The following is a 25,753-nucleotide window of genomic DNA, read 5'->3' as shown; positions in this document are numbered from 1 at the left end:
GACGGGGATCGCGGTGACCTTTTTCGGGGGGTCGGCGGAGCGGGAGCCGATCACGCTCTCCGCCGAGGAGTTCGACGTGCTCTGGGAGCGCCTGGACCTGGGGCAGATGCCACTGGTCGTCAAGGTGCCCTCGCCGGGGAAGACGCACGCGGAGCGGGCCGACCTGGAGCGGCGCGCGTGGGACGGCCTCGCCGCGCGGGGCCTCGGCGGACCTCGGGGCCTGGCCCCGGAACTGGACTACCTGCTGCGGCTGCTCTCCCGCCCGGAGCGCGAGGTCGACGGCCGGGTGTGGATCGGCAGGAGCGTGCGCCTGCTGGCCGCGGCGAACGGCGACCACGGCGTGCTGGCCACGCTGACCGACTCGCGGCTCACCCTGCGGCACGCCGCGGGTTCCGGCCTGCCGGCCGCCGTGCTGGGCGCGCTGCCCGCGCACCCCGCCGGGTCCGGCCACTCGGTCACCATGCCCAGCGCCGACCTCGAAGCGGCCGTGAAGAAGTCCGACGGCTCGCCCAAGTCGCTGGAGAACTCGCTGCGCGAGCACGGCGTGCGCCAGGAGGACGCGACGACCCTGGTGAAGATGTTCACCGGTCTCGTGCACACCGGGAACTTCGGCGCGGCGGCCCGGGACAAGTACGGCAAGCGCTGCCGGCCCGACCGCGTGGTCGCGTTCTTCGACACCGAGGACGGCCGCTACCTCCAGCAGCGGCGGGCGTCCAACGGGTCCGAGCCGTGGTCGACGTTCACCCCCACCGACTCGCGCCGGCTCGTGCACCAGGTGGAGGAGCTGCTCGGGGAAGCCGTGCGGGCCGCGAAGCAGCCCTGACCCCCGGCGCTAGCCTGGGCGGCGTGCCGTCCAAGCCCGTAGACCCCCACGAGGTGCGCGCCGCGGTGGAAGCCGTGCTGCCCTGGCTGACCGGCGAGGCCGATCCGCCGGCCCGCCCGGAGTTGGCCGCCGCGGTGCGCCTCACCCTGCGGACCCTGGAGCGCGCCGCCCCGGGCCGCAGCGTGGAGGTTCGCGTGCCCCCGTTCGCCGCCGTGCAGTGCGTGGAGGGGCCCCGGCACACCCGCGGCACCCCGCCCAACGTGGTCGAGACCGACCCCCGGACCTGGCTGGAACTGGCCGTGGGCCGTCTGTCCTGGGTGGACGCGCTCGCCGGCGCGAAGGTCAACGCCTCCGGCAGCAGGGCAGACCTCTCGAACCTCCTCCCGCTGCTGCGCTTCTAGCTAAGCTCGGTCGGGTGAAGGCGCTGAAGGCGTGTGTCGCCGTCCTCGCGGTGGGTTCCCTGCTCGTCGGCTGCGGCAGCGAGTGGGAGGACGACGTCCGGTTCAAGGTCGCCCGCGTCACCCCCGAGACGCAGGTGACCCCCGGCACCACGACCGGCCCGCGCCTGATCCTGGAGATCGACCAGGAGAAGCCGGATTCCGTCACCGAGATCTCCACCGAGTCCGTGGCCGCCGACCAGGCCCCCGAGGGGGCCGCGGTCGGCGACGTGCTGGTGTGCAAGGTGCGGCAGTGGGACGACAACAGCCTCGACGGCGTCGGTCTCACCACCGACGTCGGTCCCTGCCGCGCCGCCTAGAACCACGAACCGACGGTCTTGTCCCACGCGCTGCCGACGCCCTCGACGGCGTCGCGCCCGAACTCGACCACGTCGCCGACCCCGCCGACCACCACGTCGAGACCGTCGCTGACGATCTCCTTGCCGGTGTCGAGCAGACCGGTGCCCGCCTCGGACCAGTTGCCGTTCCAGGCCTCGCGGCCGGCGTTGTAGAGGCCGGTCCCGGCGTCCCCGACCAGGTCCGCCGCACCCGCCACCGTGCCGCTGACCACGTCCACCACCGGTCCGACGACCGGGATGTGCGAACCGGGCAGCGAGGGGCCGAGCGGGTCGTCGTACCACTTCTGCCCGGTCACCGAGCCGCCGTCGCCGGTCGCGATGCGCGCCAGGTTCTGCACCGACTCGGTGCCCCTGTCGTAGTAGGCCGAGTGCGCGTGGCCGATCATCGACGAGTCGGCCGTGCCGAACACCTTCGCGCCGAACCGGTCGTCGTACGGGCCGACCGACGACCCGTCCTCGGTGAACCAGCTGTTGCTGGTGCCCTGGACCACCGGGTCGTGCTCGGTCGCGCCCACGTACACGTGGCCGGGGCCCACCGAGAGCTGGTCGACGTTCGACGCGCCGACACCCGGCGAGCCGATGAACGCGATGTCGTCGGCGGCCAGGCCGTTCATGCCCGCGTAGCCGACGGTCGTGGAGCCGTAGGAGTGGCCGATCACCGTCAGGTGCTGGCGGTTGCCCGCCGCCTCGGCGGCGGCCCGGTAGCCGTTCACGTCGGCGACCAGGTTCGCGCCGCCCTCGCGCGCCTGCGCGGGGTTGTCGACCTCGCCGATCGCCCAGCCCGGCGCGTCGTAGCCGAGCCACTGGATCGTGGCGTTGCCGTTCGGCCCCATCTGCTCGCGCAGGTTGGCGGCCTGGTCCAGGCCGAAGCTGCCCATGTCCGACCCCGTGCCCGGGACGCACACGGCCAGGTTGCCCGCGGTGTCCGGGTCGCCGAACGCGACCGCGATGCCGCCGTCGCCGCGCGGGCCGTACGGGTCGTAGGCGAGGACGCGGACGTCGCTCTCCTGCCAGCCCTTCTTCCCGGCGATGTCGATCGCCTGGGCGAGGCTGCCCTGGGCCTTCTGCGCGTTCTCGGCCTTGGTCGACGCCTCCTGCCACTGGTCGCGCAGGGAGGCGTACCGCGGGTCGTTGAGCAGCCTGGTCATGTCGCCGGAGTCGTCCGGGTCGAGGCCCAGCTCCCGCGCCCGCTCCCGCATCTGCGCGTCGAGCTGGTCGCGCTGCGCCCCGAACCTCTGGACGTCGTCGTCGATGCGCATCCGGTTGGCCTGGTCCAGGACACCGGACGGGAGGCCGCGGAGCTGTCCCAGCTCCTGGAACCTCGTCCGCAGCAGCTCGTCCTGCTGCTCCTTGGTCAGCGACTTCCACCAGGCCGCGACCTGCTTCGGGTCGGTCCCCGGCCCCGGCACGGCGGCCGTGGTGCGCATGGTCGCGACGGCGGTGCCCCAGCCCGCGTCCCTGCCCGCCGTCTCCTCGAACCCCGGGCGGACCTTGGCCAGCGCGCCCGCGTAACTGCGCAGGACGTTCTCGTAGCCGGACTTGACGTTGTCGAGCTGCGCGTTGACCCGGTTGGCCAGGTCCCGGGTCTGCGCCTCGTCCAGGGCGGGCGAGCGGCCGCGCCAGAAGTCGATCAGCTGGTCGGCGCTGCCGCGCATCTGGGCGTACGCGCGCGACGCGGCCTGCACGATGTCCGAACCGGCGGCGAGGCGCTCGCCCGCGACGGCCGCGGCCTTCGTGGACAGCTCGGCCCGTGCGCGGAACCGGTCGGCGGAGCCGCCCTGCCACGTCGAGCCGGCCGTGGAACCGCCCGCCGTCACGGAGTCGCCCGCGCGGCCGACCGCGCTGCGCGCGCCGGTGATGGGGTCGGCCGCCGCGGCGACGCGCCCGGCGTCACCGCTCGCCAGCCGCCCGTACAGGACCTCGGGGTCGGTGTAGCTCACGCCATGCCCCCTTCGATACCGCGGAACGAGGCGTTCGAATCGTCGTCCGCGCGCTGGTAGGAGTCGGCGTTCTCGTTGAGGCCGTCGCCCGCGTCGCGGTACCAGGCGCTGCCCCGGCGCAGGTCGTCCGACTGCTCGCCGGCCCACCTGGCCAGCGCGTCCACGAACTCGGCGGCGGCGGGCACCTGGCCCAGCGCGTCCGCCTCCAGCCTGAGCATGGAGATCAGCTCAGCACCGTCGCCCGTCGCGTCCGCACCCTCGTGGAACTGCTTGGACGCCGCGCGCAACGTCTCCGGTTGCACACCGAACACGGTTCCCCACCCTTCGTGCCGCCGGCCGCTGGAAGTGCGACGCACCGTCATCTTCGCCGGTTCCCGCCGAGCAGGGGGCCAGGCGGGTGAATCCGGAACCCGCGTGTCTCCCCCAGGTGGAATCACTCGATCGTGATCTTGCCCATGTCGAACATTCGTTCGACGATAGGAATATGACCCGACCCAAGCACCGCCGCGCCACCTCCTTCCGCACGTTCCACCTGGAAATGCGCTTCCTGTTGGCACACGCCTTCTACCTGCTGTGTCCGTCGCCAGGAGGTCGGCATCGAGCGCCGTCGCGCCCGGTTCTGCTCGGCCGAGCGTTGCGTGTGCGCATCACCCGATTGGCTCTGTTCGTCGCCCCGAACCGAAGGCGACCCGCGCACCGGCCGGCGCTGGCGTGGTCGGGAGGTCGGACCGTGGGAGCCGGCTAACGGCTACGCGAGCCCGCAGCTCTCCCGACCCGCTTGGCGCTGTCGAGGCGGCCGTGGCCCAGCGCGCCCGCACCCTGCGCGGTCCTCGATTCCCTCCGTTGGCCAGGGTCGTCACCGGACGTCGTCACGTCCGGTCCGCTCTGTCCGGCGTTGTGTGCACACAACGCCCAGTCGGCCCGGTCCTGCTGCGCGATCCGTCCTCTTCGCGTCGTTCCCCTCCGCATCGACATGAATGTGCGGCTTCGGGCGCGGGCGGTCCGGGTGGTGCGGCACGATTGGCCCACCGAACGACCGGCCTACCGACGACAGCGGCGGGCGACGGCAAGCGGCGAGACAGAGGCGGGGAGGCGGGACGTGCCCGGAGGTTGGACCACCCAGCGGTGGACCGAGGTGTTCACCGAGCAGGCGGCGATGTTCCGAGCGGCGGTCGGCAAGGCCGACCCCGCCGCCGCGGTGCCCAGCTGCCCCGGCTGGACGTTCACGGACCTGACCCTGCACGTCGGGCGATTCCTGGAGACGTCCCTGGAGTACCTGCGCACCGGGAGCACCGTGCAGCTGCGGCTGCCCCCGCCGCCCGCCGGGGTGGCGCCGCTGGAGTACCTCGACGCGCAGCTGGCGAAGGCCGCCGAGCTGCTGCCGGCGACCCCCGGCAACCGGACCGCCTGGACGTTCTCGCCCGCCGCACCCGACCTGGCCTGGGTGTGGCACCGGCGGATCGCCCACAAGATCGACCTGCGCCGCTGGGACGCGCAGGCCGCACTGCGCGAACTGGTCGTGGGCGACGCCGACTTCGCGGTGGACGGCATCGACGAGGTGCTGACCACCCTGCTCGCCGCGAAGTACTCGACCGACGTGCCGCCGACCGCCAAGGGCACCGCCCTGGTGCAGCTCACCGATGTTCCCGAGGCGTGGGTGGTGACGTTTACACCGGGCCTGGTGCCGGAGGTGCGCGCGGCGTGGCCGGGGGAGGAGACCGACCTCAGGATCACGGGTGAAGCGCAGCTCGTGCACTACGGGCTGTGGGGCCGGTTGCCGGTCAAGCGCACCGGAGAGGAGCAGATCTGGTTCGCCCTCAAGATGGATTGAGGGTGCGTTTCATCACGTCACCGGGGTCCTGACGGGCCTGGATGGGCCGCCGTTCGCCGTACACTCGGTCGTGCAGCCCGACCTCGTCGCTAGGGAGCACTCGGTGGTCACCGACCAGTCCGCAACCGGCCGCACCGACCACGAAGCACAGGAAGAGCGCGAACCCCGCGAGGAATGCGGTGTGTTCGGCGTCTGGGCTCCTGGCGAAGAGGTCGCGAAGATGACCTACTACGGCCTGTACGCCCTCCAGCACCGAGGCCAGGAAGCGGCCGGCATCTCGGTCGGCGACGGCAGCCAGGTGGTCGTCTTCAAGGACCTCGGGCTGGTCAGCCAGGTGTTCGACGAGCAGGTGCTGTCCAGCCTGCGCGGCCACGTCGCCGTCGGCCACTGCCGCTACTCGACCACCGGCTCCACCACGTGGGAGAACGCGCAGCCGACGTTCCGCACCACGGCCACCGGCTCCGGCCTGTCGCTCGGCCACAACGGCAACCTCGTGAACACCGCCGAGCTGCTGGTCAAGGCCCGCGAAGCCGGCGTCGACACCAAGCACGGCGCGACCACCGACTCGGACCTCGTGTGCGGCCTGCTCGCCGCCCACGCCGCCGACATCGGCATCGAGCAGGCGGCCCTGGAGCTGCTGCCGACGCTGCGCGGCGCGTTCTGCCTGACGTTCTCCGACGAGTCGACGCTGTACGCGGCCCGCGACCCGCAGGGCGTGCGCCCGCTGGTGCTCGGCCGGCTCGAACGCGGCTGGGTCGTGGCGAGCGAGACGGCGGCGCTGGACATCGTGGGCGCGTCGTTCGTCCGCGAGGTCGAGCCGGGCGAGCTGATCGCGATCGACGAGAACGGCCTGCGGTCCAGCCGGTTCGCCAACCCCGAGCCCAAGGGCTGCATCTTCGAGTACGTCTACCTGGCCCGCCCGGACACCACGATCGCCGGCCGCTCGGTGCACGCCACGCGCGTCGAGATCGGCCGCCGCCTCGCGCTGGAGCACCCGGTCGAGGCCGACCTGGTCATCCCGGTGCCCGAGTCCGGCACCCCCGCCGCGATCGGCTACGCCCAGGCCAGCGGCATCCCGTACGGCTCGGGCCTGGTGAAGAACGCCTACGTAGGCCGCACGTTCATCCAGCCGTCGCAGACGATCCGCCAGCTCGGCATCCGGCTGAAGCTGAACCCGCTGCGCGACGTGATCCGCGGCAAGCGCCTGGTCGTCGTCGACGACTCGATCGTGCGCGGCAACACGCAGCGCGCGCTGGTCCGCATGCTCCGCGAGGCCGGCGCGCTGGAGGTGCACGTCCGGATCGCGTCGCCGCCCGTGAAGTGGCCGTGCTTCTACGGCATCGACTTCGCCTCGCGCGCCGAGCTGATCGCCAACGGCCTCGACAACGACGGCATCCGCCGGTCGGTCGGCGCCGACAGCCTCGGCTACGTGTCGCTGGAGCAGCTGATCGCCGCCAGCGAGCAGCCGAAGACCCGGCTGTGCACGGCGTGCTTCGACGGCGACTACCCGATCCCGCTGCCCGAGGACGCGCTGATCGGCAAGCACCTCCTGGAGGGCATCCGCGGTGTCTCGGGCTCGGCCACTCCCGTTCTGACGAACGGGTACGGTGCCGAGGACGCCCTGCGCCGGCCCTGACCGGGTCCGACCGGGCCGACGACCAGCCGACGACCAGCCCACGAGCCGACCGCGGACGTCGCCACGCCGACCCCGCGACACCATGGAGCACAGAGAAGTGACGGACAGCGCCAAGGCGACCTACGCCGCAGCTGGGGTAAGCATCGAAGCCGGCGACGAGGCGGTGGAGAAGCTCAAGCCGTGGGCGGCGAAGGCGCAGCGTCCCGAGGTGCTCGGCGGCATCGGCGGCTTCGCGGGCCTCTTCCAGCTGAAGCTCGACCGCTGGAAGGAGCCGGTGCTCGCCTCCTCGACCGACGGCGTCGGCACGAAGATCGCCGTCGCGCAGGCCATGGACAAGCACAACACGATCGGCATCGACCTGGTCGCGATGGTCGTGGACGACCTCGTGGTGTGCGGCGCCGAACCGCTGTTCATGCAGGACTACATCGCCATCGGCCAGGTCGTGCCGGACAAGATCGCGGCGCTGGTCGAGGGCATCGCGGCGGGCTGCGTGCAGGCCGGGTGCGCCCTGCTGGGCGGCGAGACCGCCGAGCACCCGGGCCTGATGGGCGCGAACGACTACGACATCTCCGGCACGGGCGTCGGCGTGGTCGAGGCGTCGGCGATGCTCGGCCCCGACCGCGTGCGCGCCGGTGACGTCGTGATCGCCATGGGCTCGTCCGGCCTCCACTCCAACGGGTACTCCCTGGCGCGGCACGTGCTGCTGGAGATCGGCCGCATGCCGCTGGAGGGCCACGTCGAGGAGTTCGGCCGCACCCTGGGCGAGGAGATGCTGGAGCCGACCCGCATCTACGCCAAGGACTGCCTGGCCCTGGTCGCCGAGACCGAGGTCCGCACGTTCGCCCACGTCACCGGCGGTGGCCTGGCCGCCAACCTGGCCCGGGTCCTGCCGGAGGGCCTGCGCGCCCACCTGAACCGGAACACCTGGACGCCCGCCCCGGTCTTCGCCCTCATCGCCCAGCGCGGTCGCGTCGAGCGCGAGGAGATGGAGAAGACCTTCAACATGGGCATCGGCATGGTGGCGGTCGTCGCCCCCGAGGACGTCGACCGCGCGCTGGCCGTCCTGACCGCCCGCCACGTGCCCGCCTGGGTGCTGGGCGACGTGGTCCGCGCCGAGGGCGACGAGCCCCGGGCTTCCCTGGTCGGCGACCACCCGCGGTTCTGAACGCGCTCGACCTGCGGCGACAGCGCAACCGGTCTCACGATCGGGTGAACAACGGCCCGAACACGTACGGAAACGCCGTTACCGCCATCGGTTGAAGTGAGAACGGAACGCCGCCAACCCACCCGTGCCGGGGCACCCGGGAATCCCCTGCTCGGCCTGGACGAGCCGGTAAACCGGGCGACCCGGCCCCGGTCGACCTCCTAACCTGGACGCATGCCCGAGGACCTGGTCGTGACGCGGACGCTGGTGGTGCCGGCGGTCGAGTTGAGCGAGCGGTTCTCGCGCTCCTCCGGCCCCGGCGGCCAGGGCGTGAACACGGCGGACAGCCGGGTCGAGCTGTCGTTCGACCTGGCGTCGTCGCCGTCGGTGCCCGACCGGCTCAAGGACCGCATGCTCGGCCGGTTGGGGAAACGCCTGGTGGACGGCGTGCTCACGGTGGTCGCCGGCGAGCACCGGGCGCAGTTGCAGAACCGGGCGGCGGCGCGGGAGCGGCTCGCGCGCATCCTGCGCGACGCCGCCGCCGCGCCGCCCCCGGCGCGCCGGGCGACCAAGCCGACGAGGGGGTCGCAGGAGCGCCGGATCGCGGAGAAGAAGCGGCGGGCGCAGACCAAGCAGGGACGCGGGCGCGGCGGCAACTGGGACTGACCGCCGGACCGGCTGACCGCCGGACCGGCTGACGAAAGCACCCCCGGTGATCCGCGAGAGGCACGCCGCAAGCGTTTGCGGCGACCGAAGGGCGGCGCCCGCCCCCGACGTCCGCCCCCGACGTCCGCCCCCGACGTCCGCCCCCGACGCCCGACCTCGCCACCGGGTCACGGCGGGGGCGCGGTGGTCGAGCGGACGACGAGGGACGGGTGCAGCAGGTGCCGCACCGGTTCCTCCCGCTCGCCCCGCACCCGCTGGAGCAGCGCCTCGGCCGCGAGCCGGCCGAACTCGTTGCGCGGCTGGTCGACCGTCGTCAGCGACACGTGCCGCAGCGCGGCCAGCGACGTGTTGTCGTAGCCGACCACCGACACGTCCCGGGGCACCCGCAACCCGGCCTCCTCCAGCGCGGAGATCGCGCCGACCGCGTTGAGGTCGTTGCACGCCACGATCGCGGTGGGCGGGTCGGCCAGCAGTCCCCGCACCGCCCGCGCGCCCGCCGCGTCGGTGTACTCGCTGGTCACCACCCTCGGCGGCAGGCCGTGCGCCGCCATCGCCGCCAGGTAGCCGCGCCGCCGCGGTGACGCCTGGGTGCCCTCGCCGCCGTCCAGGTGCGCGATCGCGCGGTGCCCCAGCGACACCAGGTGGTCCACGGCCAACGCGATGCCGCGCCGGCCGTCGTCGTTCACGGTGTCCACGGTGGCCAGCCGGGACGAGCGGGCGACGAGCACCACCGGCGCCTGGTCCGCGGCCCGGCCCAGGTCGGCCGACGGCACCACCGGCGACAGCAGCGCCAGGCCCGCCGGCCGGAACGACAGCAGGCTGTCCAGCGCGCGCCGCTCCCGCGCCGGGCTGCGGCCACCGGTGTTGATGATCAGGTCGAAACCGCGGTCCCGGGCCACCTCGTCCAGGCCGTCCACCACCTCCGCGAAGAACGGGTTGTGCAGGTCGGACACCATCACGCCGAGCACGTGCGAGGTGCGGCTGGCCAGCGAGCGGGCCATGGCGTGCGGCGAGTAGCCCAGCTCCCGGGCCGCCCGGAGCACCGCCGCGCGACGTTGGTCGCTCACCCTCGGTGAGCCTCGCATGACGAGCGAGACCAGCGCGCGGGACACCCCGGCACGGGCGGCGACGTCCTCCATGGTGGGTCTTGCCACGGGTGCCTCCTCGGCGCCGTGCCTGCCGGGGGAAACACGGCCTTGACACCAGTGTGACGCACGCTACAGCATGGGGGCGCTCCAGCCATTAGAGCGCTCTAACGGTAGATCGCGTCTACCAGGACGGAGAGCATCGGGATGCGGATCGGAGTTGCCGGAGTCGGACGGATCGGCACCATGCACGCCACGAACCTGGCCACCCTCGACGACGTCCACGAGGTGCTGCTGTTCGACCCCGTCCCCGGCCGCGCGGCCCGCGCCTCGGCGCTCCTGCCCGGCACCCGGAGCGTGGACGACCTCGACGCGCTGTTGACCCTGAGTGAGGGCGTCCTGTTGGCGACGCCCACCACCACGCACCCGGCGCTGCTGCGCGCGGCCCTCGCGGCGGGCGTGCCCGCCCTGTGCGAGAAGCCCATCGCGAGCGACCTCGACGAGATGGCCGCGCTGGTCGCCGACGTGGAGGCGTCCGGGGTGGAGGTGCTGGTCGGCTTCCAGCGCCGCTTCGACCCGGCCGTGTCCGAGCTGCACCGGCGGGTCCGCGCGGGCGAGGTCGGCGACGTCTACCTGGTGCGCGCGCTCGGCAACGACGCCCGGCCGCCCGACCCGTCCTACCTGCCGCAGTCCGGCGGCATCTTCCGCGACCTGCTCATCCACGACCTGGACGCCGTGCCGTGGCTGGTCGGCGAACCCGTGGTCGAGGTCTACGCGTCCGGGTCCGTGCTGGTGCACCAGGCGTTCGCGGCGGCCGACGACGTGGACAACGCCGTGGTGCTGCTGACGTTCGCGGGCGGCGCGCACGCCGTGCTGGCGGGCGGTCGGCACGACCCCGTCGGCTACGACCACCGCATCGAGGTGCTCGGCAGCCGCGACTCGCTGACCGCCGGCCTCGACCCGCGCACCCCGCTCACCTCGCTCGAACCCGACGGGCCGAAGGCCGCCGCCGACGCCTACCCCGGCTTCGCCGAGCGCTTCCACCGCGCCTACCTCAACGAGGTGGCCGTGTTCACGCAGGTCGTGGCGGGCGCGGCGGCCAACCCGTCACCGGTTCGGGACAGCCTGGTCAGCCTCCGGCTCGCCGAGGCGTGCGAGCGGTCGCGGCGGTCCGGCGCGCCCGTGCGGCCGGAGCGGGAGGCGGTCGCGTGAAGCTCGCCGGGGCACCGATCTCCTGGGGCGTGTGCGAGGTCCCCGGCTGGGGCCGCGTGCTCGACCCGGGCACCGTGCTGGCCCAGATGTCCGCGCTCGGCCTGCGCGCCACCGAACTCGGCCCGCCCGACTACCTGCCGGGCGACCCGGACGTCCTGAGAGGACTCCTGGTGGGGCACGGCCTCGCCCTCGCCGGCGGGTTCCTCGCCCTGCCGCTGCACACCGGCGACCGGACCGCCGCCGACGAGGCGGACCGGGTGGCCGCCCTGCTCGCCGCCGCCGGCGCCGAGGTGCTGGTGCTGGCCGCCGCCACCGGCCTCGACGGCTACGACGACCGCCCCGACCTCACCGACCACGAGTGGCGCACGCTCGTGGCCACCGCCGCCCTGGTCCGCGACCGGGCCGCAGGGCACGGCCTGCGCACCGCGCTGCACCCGCACGTCGGCACGCACGTCGAGCGGGAGGCCGAGGTCGAGCGGTTCCTCGCCGACTCCGACCTGCCGCTCTGCCTCGACACCGGCCACCTCCTCATCGGCGGCGCCGACCCCGTCGACCTCGCCCGCCGCCACCCCGGCCGCATCGGGCACGTGCACCTCAAGGACGTGCGGGCCGACGTGGCCGCCACCGTGCGCTCCGGCGCCACCACCTACGCCGCCGCCGTCCGCCAGGGCCTGTACGTGCCGCTGGGCGACGGCGACGTGGACGTCGCGGCCCTCGTCACCACCCTCCGGGACGCCGGCTACGACGGCTGGTTCGTCCTGGAGCAGGACACCGCGCTCGACCCGGACGGCCCCGCGGACGGCCCGCTGCGCGACGCCGCGCGCAGCCTCGCGCACCTGACCACCCTGATCCCCGAACTGGAGCGACGATGACGTCCCCCCGAACGGCCGTGCGCGCCGGCCTGGCCCTGGCCGGGCTCGCGCTGCTGGCCGCGTGCAGCGGCCCCACCGCCACGAACACCGACAGCACGAACGCCGACGGCACGGGCACCGGCGCGGCCCAGGCCCCGACCGGCGACCTGCGCGTCGCCGTCATCTCCCACGGCACCGCGGGCGACGCCTTCTGGAACGTGGTGAAGAACGGGGCGACCGACGCGGGCCGGCAGCTCGGCGTCACCGTCGACTACAACTCCGACGGCGACCCGGGCCGCCAGGCCACGCTCGTCGACAACGCGGTGTCGCAGGGGGTCGGCGGCATCGTCGTGTCCATGGCCAACCCGGACGCGCTCAAGACCTCCGTGGAGAACGCCGTCAAGGCGGGCATCCCCGTCATCACCATCAACTCCGGCTCCGAGCGGTCCGCCGCGTTCGGCGCGCTCGGCCACGTCGGCCAGGAGGAGAGCATCGCCGGCGAGCAGGCCGGCGCGAAGCTCAGGGACGCGGGCAAGGCCACGCTGCTGTGCGTCATCCACGAGGCCGGCAACATCGGCCTCAACCAGCGCTGCGACGGCGCCCGCACCGGGTTCGGCGGCACCGTCAGCACGCTCCAGGTGGACATCAACAACCCCACCGACGTGGAGGCCCGCATCAAGGGCGCCCTCCAGACCGACACCTCCGTCGACGCCGTCCTCGCGCTCAACCCGCAGGTCGCGGTGTCCGCCGTCAACGCCGTGAAGGGCGCGTCCTCGGCGGCGGCCGTCGCCACGTTCGACCTCAACGCCGACGTCACCGGCGCGATCAAGTCGGGCGACGTGCTGTTCGCCGTCGACCAGCAGCAGTACGAGCAGGGCTACCTGCCGATCGTGATGCTCAAGCTCTACCGCGACAACGCCAACACGGTCGGCGGCGGCAAGCCCGTCCTCACCGGACCCGGGTTCGTGGACCGGTCCAACGTGGACGAGGTCGCCGAGTACGCCGAGCGCGGCACCCGGTGACGACCGCGCCCGCCGCGACCGACGAGCGCCTCGGGTCACCGGGGCTGCTCGACCGGCTCGTCCTCCGCCCCGAGATCGGCTCGCTGCTCGGCGCGCTGCTGGTGTTCGCGTTCTTCTCGGTGGTGACCGAGCGGTTCCTCAGCACCGGGGGCGTCGCCACCTGGCTGGACGACGCGTCCACGCTCGGGATCATGGCCGTCGCCGTCGCGCTGCTCATGGTCGGCGGCGAGTTCGACCTGTCGGCCGGCGTGCTGACCGCGTCCACCGCGCTGGTCACCGCGATCCTCGCCACCCGGCTCGGCTGGAACGTGTGGCTCGCCCTGCTCGCGTCGCTGGCCTTCGCGCTCGCCGTCGGCGTGCTCAACGGGTGGCTGGTCATGCGCACCGGGCTGCCCAGCTTCATCGTCACCCTCGGCACGTTCCTCGCGCTCCAGGGGCTCAACCTCGGCGTGACGCGCCTGGTGACCGGCACCGTCCAAGTGTCCGGGATACGCTCGGCGGAGGGCTACGCGTCCGCCGGGTTCCTGTTCGCCTCGACGTTCACGATCGGCGGCACGGCGTTCCACGTGTCGATCCTGTGGTGGGTGCTGGTCACGGTCGTCGCCTCGGTGGTCCTGCTGCGCACCCGCTTCGGGAACTGGACCTTCGCGGTCGGCGGCTCGGCGCCCGCCGCGCGGGCGGTCGGCGTGCCGGTGTTCCGCACGAAGGTCGCGCTGTTCGCCACCACCGCGTTCGCCGCGTGGCTCGTCGGGTCGATCAACATCCTGCGGTTCACCAGCGTGCAGGCCAACCAGGGCATCGGCCTGGAGTTCCAGTACATCATCGCGGCCGTCATCGGCGGGTGCCTGCTCACCGGCGGGTTCGGCTCGGCGGTCGGGGCCGCCGTCGGCGCCCTCATCTTCGGCATGGCCCGGCAGGGCATCGTCTACGCGAACTGGAACTCCGACTGGTTCCAACTGTTCCTCGGCGTGATGCTGCTCGCCGCCGTGCTCGTCAACAACGCCCTGCGGCGCCGGGCGGAAAGGGTGCGGCGATGAGCGACCACCCCCTGATCGAGGTCCGCGGCGTCGGCAAGACCCACGGCAGCGTCGTCGCCCTGCACGACGTGTCCACCACCGTCGCCGCCGGCGAGGTCACCTGCGTGCTCGGCGACAACGGGGCGGGCAAGTCCACCCTGATCAAGGTCCTCGCGGGCGTGCACCGGCACGACAGCGGCGAACTCCTCGTGTCCGGCGAGCCCGTGCGGTTCGGCTCGCCGCGCGAGGCCCTCGACCTGGGCATCGCCACCGTCCACCAGGACCTGGCCGTCGTGCCGTTGATGAGCGTGTGGCGCAACTTCTTCCTCGGCTCCGAGCCCACCACCGGCGTCGGCCCGTTCCGCTTCCTCGACCGCCGCCGGGCGCGCGCCGCCACCAGGAGCGCGCTCGCCGACCTCGGCATCGACCTGCGCGACGTCGAGCAGCCCGTCGGCACCCTGTCCGGCGGCGAGCGCCAGTGCGTCGCCATCGCCCGCGCCATCCACTTCGGCGCGAAGGTGCTCATCCTCGACGAGCCCACCGCCGCGCTGGGCGTGAAGCAGGCGGGCGTCGTGCTCCGGTACGTCGCCCAGGCCCGCGACCGCGGTCTCGGCATCGTGCTGGTCACCCACAACCCGCACCACGCCCACCCCGTCGGCGACCGGTTCCTGCTGCTCAAGCGGGGGCGGTCGCTCGGGTCGCACGAGAAGGCCGACATCGGCCTGGACGAGCTGACCCGGCAGATGGCGGGCGGCGCCGAGTTGGAGGCGCTGGAGCACGAGCTGCGGGGCGCGACCGGATGACCGGGCTGGACGTGCTCACCGTCGGCCGGGTCGGCGTGGACCTCTACCCGGAGCAGAGCGGCGTGCCGCTGGCCGAGGTGCGCACGTTCGCGAAGTCCCTCGGCGGGACCGCCACCAACGTCGCCGTCGCCGCGGCCCGCCTGGGCAGGCGCAGCGCCGTGCTGACGAAGGTCGGCCCGGACGGCTTCGGCCCGTACGTCCGCTCCGCGCTCACCTCGTTCGGCGTGTCGCCGGAGTTCGTCGGCACCGCGCCCCACCTGCGCACCCCGGTCGTGTTCTGCGCCCTGGACCCGCCCGAGGACCCGCCGCTGCTGTTCTACCGCGAACCCCTGGCGCCCGACCTGGCGCTGGAACCGTCCGACGTCCCGTGGGACGTGGTGGCGGACGTGCCGCTGCTCTGGGTGACCGGCACGGGCGTCGCCGCCGAACCGGCCCGCTCCACCCAGCGCGCCGTGCTCCGCCACCGGGCCCGCCGGGCGCACACCGTGCTGGACCTGGACCACCGCCCGGCGTTCTGGCCGGACGACGGGTCCGCCCGCCGCGAGATCGGCTGGATGCTCGACCACGTCACGGTCGCCGTGGGCAACCGGGCCGAGGTGGAGGTGGCGGTCGGCACCGCGGACCCCGACGAGGCCGCCGCGCGCCTGCTGGACCGGGGCGTGGAGCTGGCCGTGGTGAAGAAGGGCGCGGAGGGCGTGCTGGTCGCGACCCGCGAGGGCGCCTGGACCGTGCCACCGCACCCGGTGGACGTGGTGTGCGGCCTCGGCGCGGGCGACGCGTTCGGCGGGGCCCTGGTCCACGGCCTGCTGTCGGGCTGGGAGCCGGAGCGGACAGCCCGGTACGCCAACGTCGCCGGGGCCGTCGTCGCGGGCCGGTTGGCGTGCGCGGACGCCATGCCCACCGCCCGGGAGATCGAGGAACGCCTGTGAGCCGCTCCGCCCACCGGGGCGAGCGGTCCCCGACCGACGAGGAGGTCCACGCGTGACGCTGCACCGACCGGCGGGGAGCCTGGCGGACGACGAACACCCCATCGGGCTGACCCCCGCGGACGCGGGGTGGGAGAGGGTCGCGCTGCGGGTCGTGGCGGTCCGCCCGGGCGAGGTCGTGACCGTGCGCACGGGCGGGTTCGAGGCGTTCGTCCTGCCCCTGTCGGGCGACTGCGCGGTCGACGTCGCCCACGGGAGCGGCACCGAGCGGTTCGAGCTGTCCGGGCGGGAGTCCGTGTTCACCAGGGTGAGCGACTTCGCGTACGTCGGCCGGGACTCCGAGCTGAGGCTGTCCACCCGGGACGGCGCCGAGGTCGCCCTGCCCATGGCCCGTTGCGAACGGGCGCTGCCGCCCCGCTACGGCCCGGCGGAGGACGTCCCGGTCGAGGTCCGCGGCGCGGGCGGCGCCACCCGCCAGGTCACCAACTTCGGCGTCCCCGGCGCCTGGGACCACGCCGACCGGCTGATGGCCTGCGAGCTGATCACCCCGGACGGCAACTGGTCGTCCTACCCGCCCCACAAGCACGACGACACCTGCGACGTCGTCAACGAGGAGGTCTACTACTTCCGCGTCGCCGGCCGCGACCAGGTCACGCCGTCGCGCGAGGGGTTCGCCCTCCACCGCACCTACACCGACGACGGGGCGATCGACGAGGACGTGGTCGTCCGCGACGGCGACGTCTTCCTCGTCCCGCGCGGCTACCACGGTCCGTGCGTCGCAGCCCCCGGCTACCCCCTGTACTACCTGAACGTGCTGGCCGGACCCGGTCCGGAGAGGTCCATGGCGTTCTGCGACGACCCCGCCCACGGCTGGGTCCGCGACACCTGGCGGGACCGGGACCGGGACCCGCGCTGCCCCGTCACCACCGCCGACGGGAGGCGCGGATGAGGCTCACCACCGCCCAGGCCCTGGTCCGCTGGCTGCTCGCCCAGCGCACCGAACTCGACGACGGCACCGCGGCCCCGCTGTTCCCCGGCGTCTTCGCGATCTTCGGCCACGGCAACGTGCTCGGCCTCGGCAACGCCCTGGAGGAGGTCAAGGATCACCTGCGCGTGTGGCGCGGGCACAACGAGCAGGGAATGGCGCTGGCCGCCGTCGGCATCGCCAAGGCCACCCACCGCCGCCAGGTCGGCGTCGCCACGTCCTCACTCGGCCCCGGCGCGCTCAACATGGTCACGGCCGCCGGCGTCGCGCACGCCAACCGCCTGCCGCTGCTCCTGCTGCCCGGCGACACGTTCACCAGCCGCGCGCCCGACCCGGTGCTCCAGCAGGTCGAGCACTTCGGCGACCCCGGCGCCACGGTCAACGACGCGTTCCGCCCGGTCAGCCGCTACTTCGACCGCGTCACCCGCCCCGAGCAGCTCCTCGGCACCCTCCCGCAGGTCGCCCGCGTCCTCACCGACCCGGCCGACTGCGGCCCCGTCACCCTCGCCCTGCCGCAGGACGTGCAGGCGGAGGCGTTCGACTTCCCCGACGCCCTGTTCGCCACGACCACCCACCGCCCGCTCCGACCGCGCCCCGACACCCGCGCCCTGCACGAGGCCGCGGCCGTCCTGCGCGGCGCCGAACGGCCGCTGCTCGTCCTCGGCGGCGGCGTCCGGTACTCGCGCGCCGCGGGCCGGGCGGTGCGCTTCGCCGAGCGGCACGGCGTCCCCGTCGTGGAGACCACCGCCGGCCGCACCCTCGTGCCGCACGACCACCCGCTGCACGCCGGCCCGCTCGGCGTCACCGGCTCGACCTCGGCGAACGCCCTGGCCGCCGAGGCGGACGCGGTGCTCGCCGCGGGCACCAGGCTCCAGGACTTCACCACCGCCTCGTGGACGGTGTTCGCCCCCGGCTGCGCGCTCGTCGCGCTCAACGCCGCCCGCTTCGACGCCGTCAAGCACGGCGCGCTCGGCCTGGTCGCCGACGCCGACGAGGGCCTGCGCGAGCTGACCGACGTGCTGGGCGACTGGCGGGCCGACCCCGCCTGGGCGGCGCGGGCGTCACGGGAACGCGCGACGTGGGACGCGCACGTCGACCGCCTCCGCGCCCCGTCCGGCACGCCCACGTACGCGCAGGTCGTGGGCGTGGTCAACGACCTGTCCGGCCCGGCCGACTACGTGATGACGGCGTCCGGTGGCCTGCCGGGCGAGCTGATCGGCGGCTGGCGCGCGGTCGGCGAGGCCACCATGGACGTCGAGTACGGGTTCAGCTGCATGGGCTACGAGCTGGCGGGCGCGTGGGGCGCGGCCATCGTGCGCGCGGAGGGCGTGGTCACCACCCTGCTCGGCGACGGCTCGTACCTGATGCTGAACTCCGAGCTGTTCTCGGCCGCGTTCGCCGGGCACGGCTTCGTGGCCGTGGTCTGCGACAACGACGGTTACGCCGTGATCGACCGCCTCCAGACCGGCCAGGGCGGCGCCGCGTTCAACAACCTCTACCCCGACGTCCGCACCCGCCACGCGGAGCCGCCGCGCACCGACTTCGCGGCCCACGCCGGGGCCCTGGGCTGCGCCGTGTTCCGCGCCGACACCCTCGACGACCTGCGCGCCGCCTACCGCGCCGCCCGCGAGGCCGCCGCGACCGGGCACCGACCGGCCGTCGTCGTCATCCGCACGGACCCGTCCGCCTGGACGGAGGCCGGCGCGTGGTGGGAGGTCGGCGTGCCCGAGGTCGCCCACCGCCCGGAGATCGCCGCCGCGCACGGCGAACTGGTGGAGGGGAGGGCGCGGAGGGTCCGCTACCTGGGGTGATCGGGCGAGCCCGTCCGGGGCAGGCCGGGACCCGCGTCGTGCAGCACCACTCGCGCGCAGGCCGGGCCACAGCCCGGTGCCCACGGCCCCGGCCGGTGCGCCCGCGGTCGCCCCGGCGAGCAGCCTCAGCGGTTCCTCGCGCTCCTCACGACCTGTCGTCCCCGCGGTAGACCGGGCCGAAGTGGGAGGCCCGCTGGTCGTTGCGGTCGAAGTTCTGGATCACGTCGGCGCGCTGCGTCGGCGCGTGCGCGTCCCGGCCGGCCTGGACGACCGTCGAGCCGTTGTCGGCCGTCGCGTTCTGGGTGATCCCGCCCCGCGGGGCGGGCGGGGACGAGTGGGCCGGCGGGGCGGCGGCGGGGACGGGGGTGGCGTCCTCGTCCTCCAGCCGCACGGCGTGCGCGTCGCCCTGCGGGATCCACATCCACCCGTGCCCGCTGAAGGTCTTCACCCGCACGTCGACGCGCCGGAAGTCGGCGGGCCGCAGCGTCGTGTAGCCGCCCCGCACGAGCGACGTGTAGACCGCCTCCGACAGCACCACGACCAGGTCGGCCCCGGTCTGCTCCAGGCCCGCGCGGGCGGCTTCGCTGTCCAGCAGCCTGCTGACCAGCACCGCGTCGGACCCGGGGTAGCCGTTCGCGCCCTCGGTGGTGACGCCGAAGTGGATCGCCATCCGCATCCGCAACCGGGCGTGCGGCACGCGGTAGGCGTTGACGTGCTCCAGCTCGGCGGCCAGGGCGCGCACGTACCGGTCGACCACGTCGTGCTCCGGCGTGGTCGCGGGCAGCACGGCCCACTCCTCGTCGCCCTTCGGCTGCCGCACCCACTGCGACCGGTCGAGCCCGGCGGCCTCGCCCGCCCGGTCCAGGGTGCGGACCAGCAGCTCTTGCAGCTCCCGCTGGAGCCGGTCGTCGGCCGAGCTGTAGCTCTTCAGGTCACAGCAGACCAGCAGACCGCGCTGGAGGCTCATGGGTTCGGCCCTTTCGACGAGCGGACAGGGGACGGGCGCCACCGTGCACGCGGCTGCGCAGAGTCACTGTGGAGTACGACATCGGCGTCAATACCGCAGAACTGCGGTCCGGCCTCAGATACCCGCGAATTTCCGCAAGCTCGCCAGATCCGGCACCAGCACGTCACGCCTCAGGTGACTGACCACCACCCCCGCTTTCCGCAGATCGGAGAACGCCTTCTCGGCGGTCCTCGGTTTCATTCCCGCGATCGAGGCGAGCTCGACCTTCGTGAGCGGAATTCCCAGCGTCCACCCGTGCGCTTCTTCCCGGCCGTAGGTCTGCACCAATTCGGCCAGCACCCGCGCCACCCGTTCCGCGGCGGGGTGCGAGAGAAAATCGCGGCGCCGTTGGTTCGCCCAGCGGAGCCGGTCGTTGATCATCCCGATCAATTCGACGAAAACGTCGTTCCGGCGGTGCAGGAAGCTCATCAGCTCACCGCTGGTGATCAGTTTGGCGACCACGTCGCCGCACGTGACCACGGTGGCCGAACGCGGTTTCTGGTCGAGTGCGGCCATCTCGCCGACGAGGTCGCCCGCGACCCTGATGGCGAGCAGTGCGGTGTCACCCGTCTCGTCCGTGGTCTGCACCTTGACCACGCCGTCGAGCAGCAGAAGGACGTGAGTGTCCTTCGCGTCCTGCTCGATGACCTCGCGGTCGGCCGTGTACCGCACGACCGTGCCGATGTTCAGCAGCTCCTGGCGGGTGTTCTCTCGTAGGCGACCCAGCAAGCTGTTGCTGGGCCACGCTGGATCATGTGTCAACGTGGTGGTCGGCATGGGCAGCATGGGGGTCCTGTTACTGTCGTCACCGGCGGGACTTCGAATGGGCCGACCTGCGTCAGGCGGCAAGTGATGGTCTCCCCGAACCTGATGCGGACAGTACACCCGAATGGGCGTAACTGGCCCCCTCTTGTCCGGCGTTTTGCCGAGCGACCCCCTCTCGAAGATCACCTGCGAATGCGCGCGCAATACCGATTCGAATGGAATTGCGCAGCTCCCGCGAGGTGGGACGGTCGCCACAGGCGGGAACAACCTGTCCGATCCGGGACCTTGGACCTGTAGACGCGCCGAACGGCCCGTCGCCCCCGCGCCACCCAGGGAGCCGCACGTGAGCCAGCTGTTCAGCCCGCTGACCCTCCGATCGGTCACGCTGCCCAACCGCATCGCGGTCAGCCCGATGTGCCAGTACTCGGCCCGGGACGGCCTGCCGAACGAGTGGCACCTCGTGCACCTCGGCTCGCGGGCGGTCGGCGGGGCGGGCCTGGTGCTCACCGAGGCGACCGCCGTGCAGGCCGTCGGCCGGATCTCGCCCGAGGACACCGGCCTGTGGAGCGACGCGCACACCGCGGCGTGGCGGCCGATCGTCGAGTTCGTCAAGGCCAACGGCGCGGTCGCGGGCGTGCAACTGGCCCACGCCGGGCGCAAGGCCTCCACCTACGCCCCGTTCGCCGAGCGGCGCGGCGGGGTGGCCGACGCCGACGGCGGCTGGACGCCCGTCGCGCCGAGCGCGGAGGCGTTCCACGAGTCCTACCGCCGGCCGGAGGCCCTGGACGCCGACGGGATCGCGCAGGTGGTGGCCGACTTCGCCGCCGCGGCGCGCCGCGCGGTCGAGGCCGGCTTCCAGGTCGTCGAGGTGCACGCCGCGCACGGCTACCTCCTGCACGAGTTCCTCTCGCCGCTCAGCAACCACCGCGCGGACGCCTACGGCGGTCCGCTGGAGAACCGCACCCGGCTCACCCGCGAGGTCACCGCCGCCGTCCGGGAGGCCGTGGGCCAGGACGTGCCGGTGCTCGTGCGCATCTCCGCCACCGACTGGGTCGAGGGCGGCTGGACCGCGGAGGACAGCGTCGTGCTCGCACGCGACCTCGCGGCCCTCGGTGCGGACCTGGTCGACGTGTCCACCGGCGGCAACGTGCCGCGGGCCGACATCCCGACCGGACCCGGGTACCAGGTGCCGTTCGCCGAGACCGTGCGGCGGAAGGCCGACGTGCCCACCGGGGCGGTCGGTCTCATCACCGACGCCCGGCAGGCGGAGCAGGTCCTCGCCGATGGCTCAGCCGACCTGGTGCTGCTGGCGCGTGAGCTGCTCCGCGACCCGTACTGGCCGCTGCACGCGGCGCGGCAGCTCGGGGTGCGGACCAACCCGCCACGGCAGTACGCCAGGGCGTTCTAGGTGTCCGTGCCAAAGTTCGGGCTGCCGGTGGTGTTCCGGCAGCCCGAACTTCAGCAGCGGGTGTTGTGACGCGTCAGCGACGGTAGTCGTCGTATTCGTCGTCCGACGGGTCGTCGAAGCGTTCTTCGCTTCGGCGACCCGCGGCGGACTCGCCGCTGGACAGCTCGCGTTGCAAGGCGTCGACGTCGATGTTGTGAGAGCTGTATTTGAGCTCCCTCGCCACCTTGGTCTGCTTGGCCTTCGCTCGGCCGCGCCCCATGGCTCGACCCCCTCGCACAGGGACGGGGGCGGCCGGGGGAACGGCGGCCCCACTCGTCTCGACAACTAGTTCCTGGTAACTACCGTACCGTGTCGAAGGGGTTCCTCGCGACGCGGTAGGCGTGACACGTGCCGCCAAATCTCACCATGGGAGGATGCGCGGGTGCCTAGACCGTTCGTCGCCTACCTCAGGGTGTACGAACCGCTGTCGGCTCTTGACGCACCGTTGGCGGACAAGGTGCGGAAAGCCCTGGAAAACGGGCCTTTGAGCCGGGCGGACGTCGGCGCGCGCGAACGGGAGCTGTGGTTGCGATCACAACTCGCCCGGCCGCGCCGCCTCCTGCCCGGTGAGCGGTCGGACGGCAGCGCCGCGCCCGACGCGCCGTTCGACGTGATGACCATCAGCCCCGCCGAGGTGCCGGGCGAGGTCGGCCCGGGACCCCTGGTCTGCCCGCTGGACCTCCGCGCCCGCTCGGCCGCCGCCCTGGTCGGCTTCCTGGCCACCTCCACCGGCCCCCTCCAGGACGAGGCGGTGGCCGTGGAACCGGATGCCGTCCGCACCCGCGCGTCGGCCGTGATGGCGGAGCTGACCGGCGGGGCGGTGCACGTCATCTCCACCACCTGGACGGTGCCGCTGCCGTGGTTCGCGCTGGTCGAGCCGGAGGCGAGGCGGATCGTCCTGGCGCCCCGGGACGACCCCGAGCGTCAGGTGTCGTGGCGGGTCGCGATGCCCGACGCCCGCGCCAGGGTGGCGCGGGCGCACCGCGTGGTGTCCGCCTCCCTGGGCGACGAGGGGCCCGCCAAGGTCCTCGCCGACACCGGCCGGTGGCTCGACCACTTCGCGCCCGACTCGGCCGTGGAGCTGGACTACGGCGGCCTGGTGCAGCTCGTCGAGGACGAGGACCTGCTGGAGGACACCTCGGCGGTGGACGTGAACGCCATCGTGGACGCCCTGGAGGCGGGGGACGCGGAGGAGGTCGCGCTGCGCTACGAGCGGCTACGCGAGTTCTGGGGCGAGCTCGCGCGGCGCGAACGGCACGGTTAGCAGCAGGCGCGCGCCCACCGCCGCCGCGGCGGCCAGCAGGAGCGCCCAAGACCACCCGATCGTGACGGCCACCCAGCCCGCGAGCGGGGGTGTCACGGTCGCCGCCAGGTAGTTGGCGGTGTTCTGCATGCCGAGCGCGGTGCCCGTGCGACCGGTCGGCGCGAGCTCCCCCGCGGCGGTGATGGCGACGCCGTTCCAGCACAGCGCCAGCGCCGCCGTGGGCAGGAGGGCCGCGACCAGGACCGGCACCGGGGCCCGGTCCAGCGCCGCGCACAGCGCGAACCCGACCGCCACCAGCACGCTGATCAGCTTCAACGGCCCGATCCGGGTGGGCGTGCGGTCCGACCAGGCGCCGACCGCGAGCCGGCCGAGGCCGCCGGCGACCTGCGCGGCGGCGAACAGCCCGGCGGCCACGCCCACGGCCACCCCGCGGTGCTCGTGCAGCAGCTCGACCATCAGCGCGGCGGCGGTGAACTGGGGCACGACCAGCAGCCCGCTGGCGGCGGAGAGCCGGATCAGGGCGCGGTCCCCCAGCACGAGGCCGTGCCCGCGCCCGGTCGACCGCACGTTCCACGGCGGTTCGCGCACCAGGGCGGCGACGGCGAGCGCGACGAACCCGGTGAACCCGGCCAGGGCGAGGAACGCCGCCGGTACTCCGGCCCCCACCGCCAGTACCGGGAGGACGACGGCCGCCAGCGCGGCGCCCAGGGGGGTGGCGGTCTGCCGCAGCCCCATGGCCAGCCCCCGCCGGTCCGGCGGGAACCACGTCAGCACGGCCCGGCCGCTCGCCGCGTTGACGCTCGCGCCGAACATCCCCACGCCGACCAGCGCCAGCCCGGCGACCACGGCCCCGTCGAACGCCGCCGACGCGAGGCACAGCGCCGCGCCGACCCCGCCGACGGTCATCACGAGCCGCTCGCCGCGGCGGTCGGCCGCCGCGCCCCACGGCACGAGGGTGAGCATGGTGCCCAGGTTGACCGCGCCGAGCAGCAGGCCGACCCGGGGCAGCGACAGCCCGAAGTGGTCGCGCAGCTGCGGCGAGATCGCCGGGAGCCCCAGGAACACCGCGGCGTTGGTGCCCTGGGCCAGCGCGCCGACCGCCAGCACCACCCAGCGGTACCGGGTGGGGGCGATCGACGAACCGCTCTGTGCCATCAACCGGCCACGTTAGGCGGCCCGTCCGGATGGCGGGAGTCTTTTCCTACTCCTTGGAACGTCCCGGGTTGTTCGGCCACCCGCGCTCGGCGGCCAGCAGCTCGTCCACCGACGCGCTCCCGCTCTGGTAGCGGCCCGCGATCTCGGCGTTGAGCCGGTCGACCACGGCCTGCACCTCGCGCCGCCGCGTCGAGACCGACGCCTCCTCGCTGATGAACACCCGCAGGGCCAGGCCCAGCTTGTCGTCCGACAGCGCGCTCACGTCCGACAGGTCCACGTCCGAAACCAGCGCCTCGACGTGCCGCCGGTGCGCCTCCGCCCGGGACGGCTCCTGCGTCTGGTAGCGGCCCAGGCCGGTCGCCGGCCCCACGGCGTTCGACGACAGGATCGTCGCCAGCTGGTCCACCACGGCCGAGCCGCCCGAGATCCGGCGCTCCTGCTCGGCCCGCACGATGTCGATCCGCGCGTGCAGCAGCCGCCGCAAGTACGACAGGTCGGTCTCCTCCTGCGCCGCTTCGTCGCGCAGCGCCCGCACGTCGGCGAGCGGGAGCCGCTCGACCCCCTCGGCGTAGTCGGGGGCGAGCACCCGGTCGATACGGCGGCGCCCGCCAGGACGCACCTCGATCACGTACTCATCCTGAGGTAGTTCCTGCCCACCCGCCAACACAAACCTGCTTCCAAAGTTGTTTCAAACCTGTACCGGACTGCGCACGCCCAAAAGTGCACGTGCATCTGCACTGTGCATCGGCGGGCGTTGCGCGATCTTCGCCAACCCGGCCGCACGGGCGACCAACTGGGCGTTGTCGCGGACCGGCTGCCCTTTCGCGTAGGAAATGGTGTCCTCCATTCCCACCCGGAGGTGGCCGCCGGTGGCGAGCGCGGTCAACATCACGGGGAGTGACGTCCGCCCGATGCCGGTCGCGGAGAACGACGCGCCCTCCGGCAGGAGCCGCAGGGCGGCGGTGAGCGTCTCGGCGTCGCCGGGCATGCCTCCCGGCACACCCATCACCAGGTCCACGTGCACCTTGCCGCCGGCGGGGAGGCCGTGCCGGTCGAGCAGCCTGCGCAGGGTGGCGAGCTGGCCGAGGTCGAAGATCTCGTACTCGGGGACGATCTCGCGTTCCCGCATGCCCTCGTGCAGGGCGACGATGAACTCCCAGCGGTTCAGGAACACGTCGTCGCCGAAGTTGACCGTGCCCATCGTGCAGGACGCCGAGTCGGGCAGCGCGTCGAGCACGCGCAGCCGGTCGGCCTCCGGGTCGGTCACCGCGCCGCCCGTGGACAGCTGCACGATCAGGTCCGTGCGCTCCCGCAGCGCGGCCACGGTCTCCTTGAGCAGGCCGAGGTCCAGCGTCGGGCGCGCCTCCGCGTCGCGGATGTGGACGTGGACCATCGCGGCGCCGACCTGCTCGCACGCCTGCGCGGTGGCGACCAGTTCGTCCAGGGTGACGGGGAGCCGGGGCACGTCGGCCTTGGCGTGCTCGGCCCCGGTGGGGGCGACGGTGAGCAGCGTGCCGTGGGAACCGGGTCGGGACATGCCCGTGATCCTGGCACAGAACCCGTCCGGAC

At 73.6% G+C, this 25,753-nt stretch carries 27 protein-coding genes; 17 read left to right on the top strand and 10 right to left on the bottom strand.

The genetic code is table 11. The annotated features are described in order from the left end of the window. The first annotated feature begins 13 nt into the window (after positions 1 to 13). Genes CKY47_RS02290 through CKY47_RS02280 form a run of 3 tightly spaced genes read left to right on the top strand, consistent with a single transcriptional unit; the run spans position 14 to position 1,580 of the window. Positions 14 to 823: an ESX secretion-associated protein EspG gene (locus CKY47_RS02290; RefSeq protein ID WP_306743902.1), complete on the top strand. Its 810-nt coding sequence runs from the start codon at positions 14 to 16 to the stop codon at positions 821 to 823. Positions 824 to 846: 23 nt separating this feature from the next. Next, the gene (locus CKY47_RS02285; RefSeq protein ID WP_306743901.1) at positions 847 to 1,224 is read left to right on the top strand and encodes a sterol carrier family protein; all 378 of its coding nucleotides are present in this window, start codon (positions 847 to 849) and stop codon (positions 1,222 to 1,224) included. Positions 1,225 to 1,238: 14 nt separating this feature from the next. Next, a complete protein-coding gene (locus CKY47_RS02280) occupies positions 1,239 to 1,580 on the top strand; it encodes a hypothetical protein (protein WP_306743900.1) in 342 nt (113 codons plus the stop codon). Here the strand turns inward: CKY47_RS02280 and CKY47_RS02275 are convergent. The 3 genes from CKY47_RS02275 to CKY47_RS02265 all read right to left on the bottom strand — a co-directional run bounded on the left by CKY47_RS02275 (position 1,577) and on the right by CKY47_RS02265 (position 4,256). Beyond that, a complete protein-coding gene (locus tag CKY47_RS02275) occupies positions 1,577 to 3,559 on the bottom strand; it encodes an alpha/beta hydrolase (protein WP_306743899.1) in 1,983 nt (660 codons plus the stop codon). The two genes, CKY47_RS02280 and CKY47_RS02275, sit on opposite strands and share 4 nt — an antisense overlap. Then, positions 3,556 to 3,870: a DUF2563 family protein gene (locus CKY47_RS02270; protein ID WP_306743898.1), complete on the bottom strand. Its 315-nt coding sequence runs from the start codon at positions 3,868 to 3,870 to the stop codon at positions 3,556 to 3,558. The genes CKY47_RS02275 and CKY47_RS02270 overlap by 4 nt, the downstream gene beginning before the upstream one ends. Positions 3,871 to 3,992: 122 nt before the next feature. Further along, on the bottom strand, positions 3,993 to 4,256 hold the full coding sequence (locus tag CKY47_RS02265) for a hypothetical protein (RefSeq protein WP_306743897.1): 264 nt from the start codon (positions 4,254 to 4,256) through the stop codon (positions 3,993 to 3,995). A gap of 402 nt (positions 4,257 to 4,658) precedes the next feature. Between CKY47_RS02265 and CKY47_RS02260 the strand changes: the two genes are divergently transcribed. The 4 genes from CKY47_RS02260 to arfB all read left to right on the top strand — a co-directional run bounded on the left by CKY47_RS02260 (position 4,659) and on the right by arfB (position 8,836). Beyond that, on the top strand, positions 4,659 to 5,390 hold the full coding sequence (locus tag CKY47_RS02260; RefSeq protein ID WP_306743896.1) for a maleylpyruvate isomerase N-terminal domain-containing protein: 732 nt from the start codon (positions 4,659 to 4,661) through the stop codon (positions 5,388 to 5,390). 103 nt (positions 5,391 to 5,493) lie between these two features. After that, positions 5,494 to 7,026 (top strand): amidophosphoribosyltransferase, encoded by a 1,533-nt coding sequence (gene purF / locus CKY47_RS02255; protein ID WP_306743895.1) that lies wholly within the window; start codon positions 5,494 to 5,496, stop codon positions 7,024 to 7,026. A gap of 82 nt (positions 7,027 to 7,108) precedes the next feature. Then, complete coding sequence (gene purM / locus CKY47_RS02250; RefSeq protein ID WP_371320598.1) at positions 7,109 to 8,191, top strand: phosphoribosylformylglycinamidine cyclo-ligase; 1,083 nt, start codon at positions 7,109 to 7,111, stop codon at positions 8,189 to 8,191. Positions 8,192 to 8,404: 213 nt separating this feature from the next. Then, positions 8,405 to 8,836 (top strand): alternative ribosome rescue aminoacyl-tRNA hydrolase ArfB, encoded by a 432-nt coding sequence (arfB, locus tag CKY47_RS02245; RefSeq protein WP_306743894.1) that lies wholly within the window; start codon positions 8,405 to 8,407, stop codon positions 8,834 to 8,836. A gap of 167 nt (positions 8,837 to 9,003) precedes the next feature. Here the strand turns inward: arfB and CKY47_RS02240 are convergent, their stop codons facing one another. Continuing rightward, positions 9,004 to 9,990, bottom strand: coding sequence for a LacI family DNA-binding transcriptional regulator (locus CKY47_RS02240; protein WP_306743893.1), 987 nt, complete (start codon positions 9,988 to 9,990; stop codon positions 9,004 to 9,006). A gap of 138 nt (positions 9,991 to 10,128) precedes the next feature. On the opposite strand from CKY47_RS02240, the gene CKY47_RS02235 reads away from it, so the two are divergent. The 8 genes from CKY47_RS02235 to iolD are packed head-to-tail and all read left to right on the top strand — an operon-like array spanning position 10,129 to position 18,547. After that, a complete protein-coding gene (locus CKY47_RS02235) occupies positions 10,129 to 11,133 on the top strand; it encodes a Gfo/Idh/MocA family protein (protein WP_306743892.1) in 1,005 nt (334 codons plus the stop codon). After that, a complete protein-coding gene (locus CKY47_RS02230) occupies positions 11,130 to 12,005 on the top strand; it encodes a TIM barrel protein (RefSeq protein ID WP_306743891.1) in 876 nt (291 codons plus the stop codon). The genes CKY47_RS02235 and CKY47_RS02230 overlap by 4 nt, the downstream gene beginning before the upstream one ends. Continuing rightward, positions 12,002 to 13,006, top strand: coding sequence for a sugar ABC transporter substrate-binding protein (locus tag CKY47_RS02225; RefSeq protein ID WP_306743890.1), 1,005 nt, complete (start codon positions 12,002 to 12,004; stop codon positions 13,004 to 13,006). The genes CKY47_RS02230 and CKY47_RS02225 overlap by 4 nt, the downstream gene beginning before the upstream one ends. Further along, entirely contained in the window at positions 13,003 to 14,043 is a 1,041-nt protein-coding gene (locus CKY47_RS02220; RefSeq protein ID WP_306743889.1) for an ABC transporter permease, read from the top strand. The genes CKY47_RS02225 and CKY47_RS02220 overlap by 4 nt, the downstream gene beginning before the upstream one ends. Next, positions 14,040 to 14,825, top strand: a complete 786-nt coding sequence (locus tag CKY47_RS02215) for an ATP-binding cassette domain-containing protein (RefSeq protein ID WP_306743888.1) — start codon at positions 14,040 to 14,042, stop codon at positions 14,823 to 14,825. Before CKY47_RS02220 ends, CKY47_RS02215 begins: the two co-directional genes overlap by 4 nt. Beyond that, positions 14,822 to 15,754: a 5-dehydro-2-deoxygluconokinase gene (iolC, locus tag CKY47_RS02210; RefSeq protein WP_306743887.1), complete on the top strand. Its 933-nt coding sequence runs from the start codon at positions 14,822 to 14,824 to the stop codon at positions 15,752 to 15,754. Before CKY47_RS02215 ends, iolC begins: the two co-directional genes overlap by 4 nt. A gap of 52 nt (positions 15,755 to 15,806) precedes the next feature. Further along, positions 15,807 to 16,700: a 5-deoxy-glucuronate isomerase gene (gene iolB / locus CKY47_RS02205; protein WP_306743886.1), complete on the top strand. Its 894-nt coding sequence runs from the start codon at positions 15,807 to 15,809 to the stop codon at positions 16,698 to 16,700. Next, complete coding sequence (gene iolD / locus CKY47_RS02200; RefSeq protein WP_306743885.1) at positions 16,697 to 18,547, top strand: 3D-(3,5/4)-trihydroxycyclohexane-1,2-dione acylhydrolase (decyclizing); 1,851 nt, start codon at positions 16,697 to 16,699, stop codon at positions 18,545 to 18,547. The genes iolB and iolD overlap by 4 nt, the downstream gene beginning before the upstream one ends. 145 nt (positions 18,548 to 18,692) lie before the next feature. Here the strand turns inward: iolD and CKY47_RS02195 are convergent, their stop codons facing one another. Continuing rightward, the gene (locus CKY47_RS02195) at positions 18,693 to 19,514 is read right to left on the bottom strand and encodes a nucleotidyl cyclase domain-containing protein (protein WP_306743884.1); all 822 of its coding nucleotides are present in this window, start codon (positions 19,512 to 19,514) and stop codon (positions 18,693 to 18,695) included. Between the two features lie 114 nt (positions 19,515 to 19,628). After that, positions 19,629 to 20,339, bottom strand: coding sequence for a Crp/Fnr family transcriptional regulator (locus tag CKY47_RS02190; RefSeq protein WP_306743883.1), 711 nt, complete (start codon positions 20,337 to 20,339; stop codon positions 19,629 to 19,631). Positions 20,340 to 20,661: 322 nt separating this feature from the next. Between CKY47_RS02190 and CKY47_RS02185 the strand changes: the two genes are divergently transcribed. Then, positions 20,662 to 21,726 carry an NADH:flavin oxidoreductase/NADH oxidase gene (locus CKY47_RS02185; protein ID WP_306743882.1) on the top strand — a complete coding sequence of 355 codons (1,065 nt, stop codon included), beginning with the start codon at positions 20,662 to 20,664 and terminating at the stop codon, positions 21,724 to 21,726. Between the two features lie 73 nt (positions 21,727 to 21,799). Here the strand turns inward: CKY47_RS02185 and CKY47_RS02180 are convergent, their stop codons facing one another. Beyond that, the gene (locus tag CKY47_RS02180; protein WP_306743881.1) at positions 21,800 to 21,985 is read right to left on the bottom strand and encodes a DUF3073 domain-containing protein; all 186 of its coding nucleotides are present in this window, start codon (positions 21,983 to 21,985) and stop codon (positions 21,800 to 21,802) included. A 162-nt stretch (positions 21,986 to 22,147) separates the two neighbouring features. On the opposite strand from CKY47_RS02180, the gene CKY47_RS02175 reads away from it, so the two are divergent. Further along, positions 22,148 to 23,029, top strand: coding sequence for a DUF8083 family protein (locus CKY47_RS02175; RefSeq protein ID WP_306743880.1), 882 nt, complete (start codon positions 22,148 to 22,150; stop codon positions 23,027 to 23,029). Here the strand turns inward: CKY47_RS02175 and CKY47_RS02170 are convergent. The 3 genes from CKY47_RS02170 to CKY47_RS02160 are packed head-to-tail and all read right to left on the bottom strand — an operon-like array spanning position 22,982 to position 25,721. Then, positions 22,982 to 24,184, bottom strand: coding sequence for an MFS transporter (locus CKY47_RS02170; protein WP_306743879.1), 1,203 nt, complete (start codon positions 24,182 to 24,184; stop codon positions 22,982 to 22,984). The two genes, CKY47_RS02175 and CKY47_RS02170, sit on opposite strands and share 48 nt — an antisense overlap. Positions 24,185 to 24,230: 46 nt before the next feature. After that, positions 24,231 to 24,812, bottom strand: a complete 582-nt coding sequence (locus tag CKY47_RS02165; RefSeq protein WP_306743878.1) for an RsiG family protein — start codon at positions 24,810 to 24,812, stop codon at positions 24,231 to 24,233. 60 nt (positions 24,813 to 24,872) lie between these two features. Then, entirely contained in the window at positions 24,873 to 25,721 is an 849-nt protein-coding gene (locus tag CKY47_RS02160; protein ID WP_306743877.1) for a beta-keto acid cleavage family enzyme, read from the bottom strand. Positions 25,722 to 25,753 lie beyond the last annotated feature (32 nt).

It is taken from the genome of Saccharothrix longispora, assembly GCF_030852425.1.
Taxonomy (GTDB): Bacteria; Actinomycetota; Actinomycetes; order Mycobacteriales; family Pseudonocardiaceae; genus Actinosynnema; species Actinosynnema longispora.
Note: the sequence above shows the minus strand (reverse complement) of the source record. Positions and strands in the feature narration are given on the sequence as shown.

Coding starts and splice junctions, on each gene's coding strand:
- CKY47_RS02180 (WP_306743881.1), bottom strand. CDS start 21,985: ATGGGGCGCGGCCGAGCGAAGGCCAAGCAGACCAAGGTGGCGAGGGAG.
- arfB (WP_306743894.1), top strand. CDS start 8,405: ATGCCCGAGGACCTGGTCGTGACGCGGACGCTGGTGGTGCCGGCGGTC.
- CKY47_RS02160 (WP_306743877.1), bottom strand. CDS start 25,721: ATGTCCCGACCCGGTTCCCACGGCACGCTGCTCACCGTCGCCCCCACC.
- CKY47_RS02235 (WP_306743892.1), top strand. CDS start 10,129: ATGCGGATCGGAGTTGCCGGAGTCGGACGGATCGGCACCATGCACGCC.
- purM (WP_371320598.1), top strand. CDS start 7,109: ATGGAGCACAGAGAAGTGACGGACAGCGCCAAGGCGACCTACGCCGCA.
- CKY47_RS02215 (WP_306743888.1), top strand. CDS start 14,040: ATGAGCGACCACCCCCTGATCGAGGTCCGCGGCGTCGGCAAGACCCAC.
- iolC (WP_306743887.1), top strand. CDS start 14,822: ATGACCGGGCTGGACGTGCTCACCGTCGGCCGGGTCGGCGTGGACCTC.
- iolD (WP_306743885.1), top strand. CDS start 16,697: ATGAGGCTCACCACCGCCCAGGCCCTGGTCCGCTGGCTGCTCGCCCAG.
- CKY47_RS02190 (WP_306743883.1), bottom strand. CDS start 20,339: ATGCTGCCCATGCCGACCACCACGTTGACACATGATCCAGCGTGGCCC.
- CKY47_RS02195 (WP_306743884.1), bottom strand. CDS start 19,514: ATGAGCCTCCAGCGCGGTCTGCTGGTCTGCTGTGACCTGAAGAGCTAC.
- CKY47_RS02225 (WP_306743890.1), top strand. CDS start 12,002: ATGACGTCCCCCCGAACGGCCGTGCGCGCCGGCCTGGCCCTGGCCGGG.
- CKY47_RS02170 (WP_306743879.1), bottom strand. CDS start 24,184: ATGGCACAGAGCGGTTCGTCGATCGCCCCCACCCGGTACCGCTGGGTG.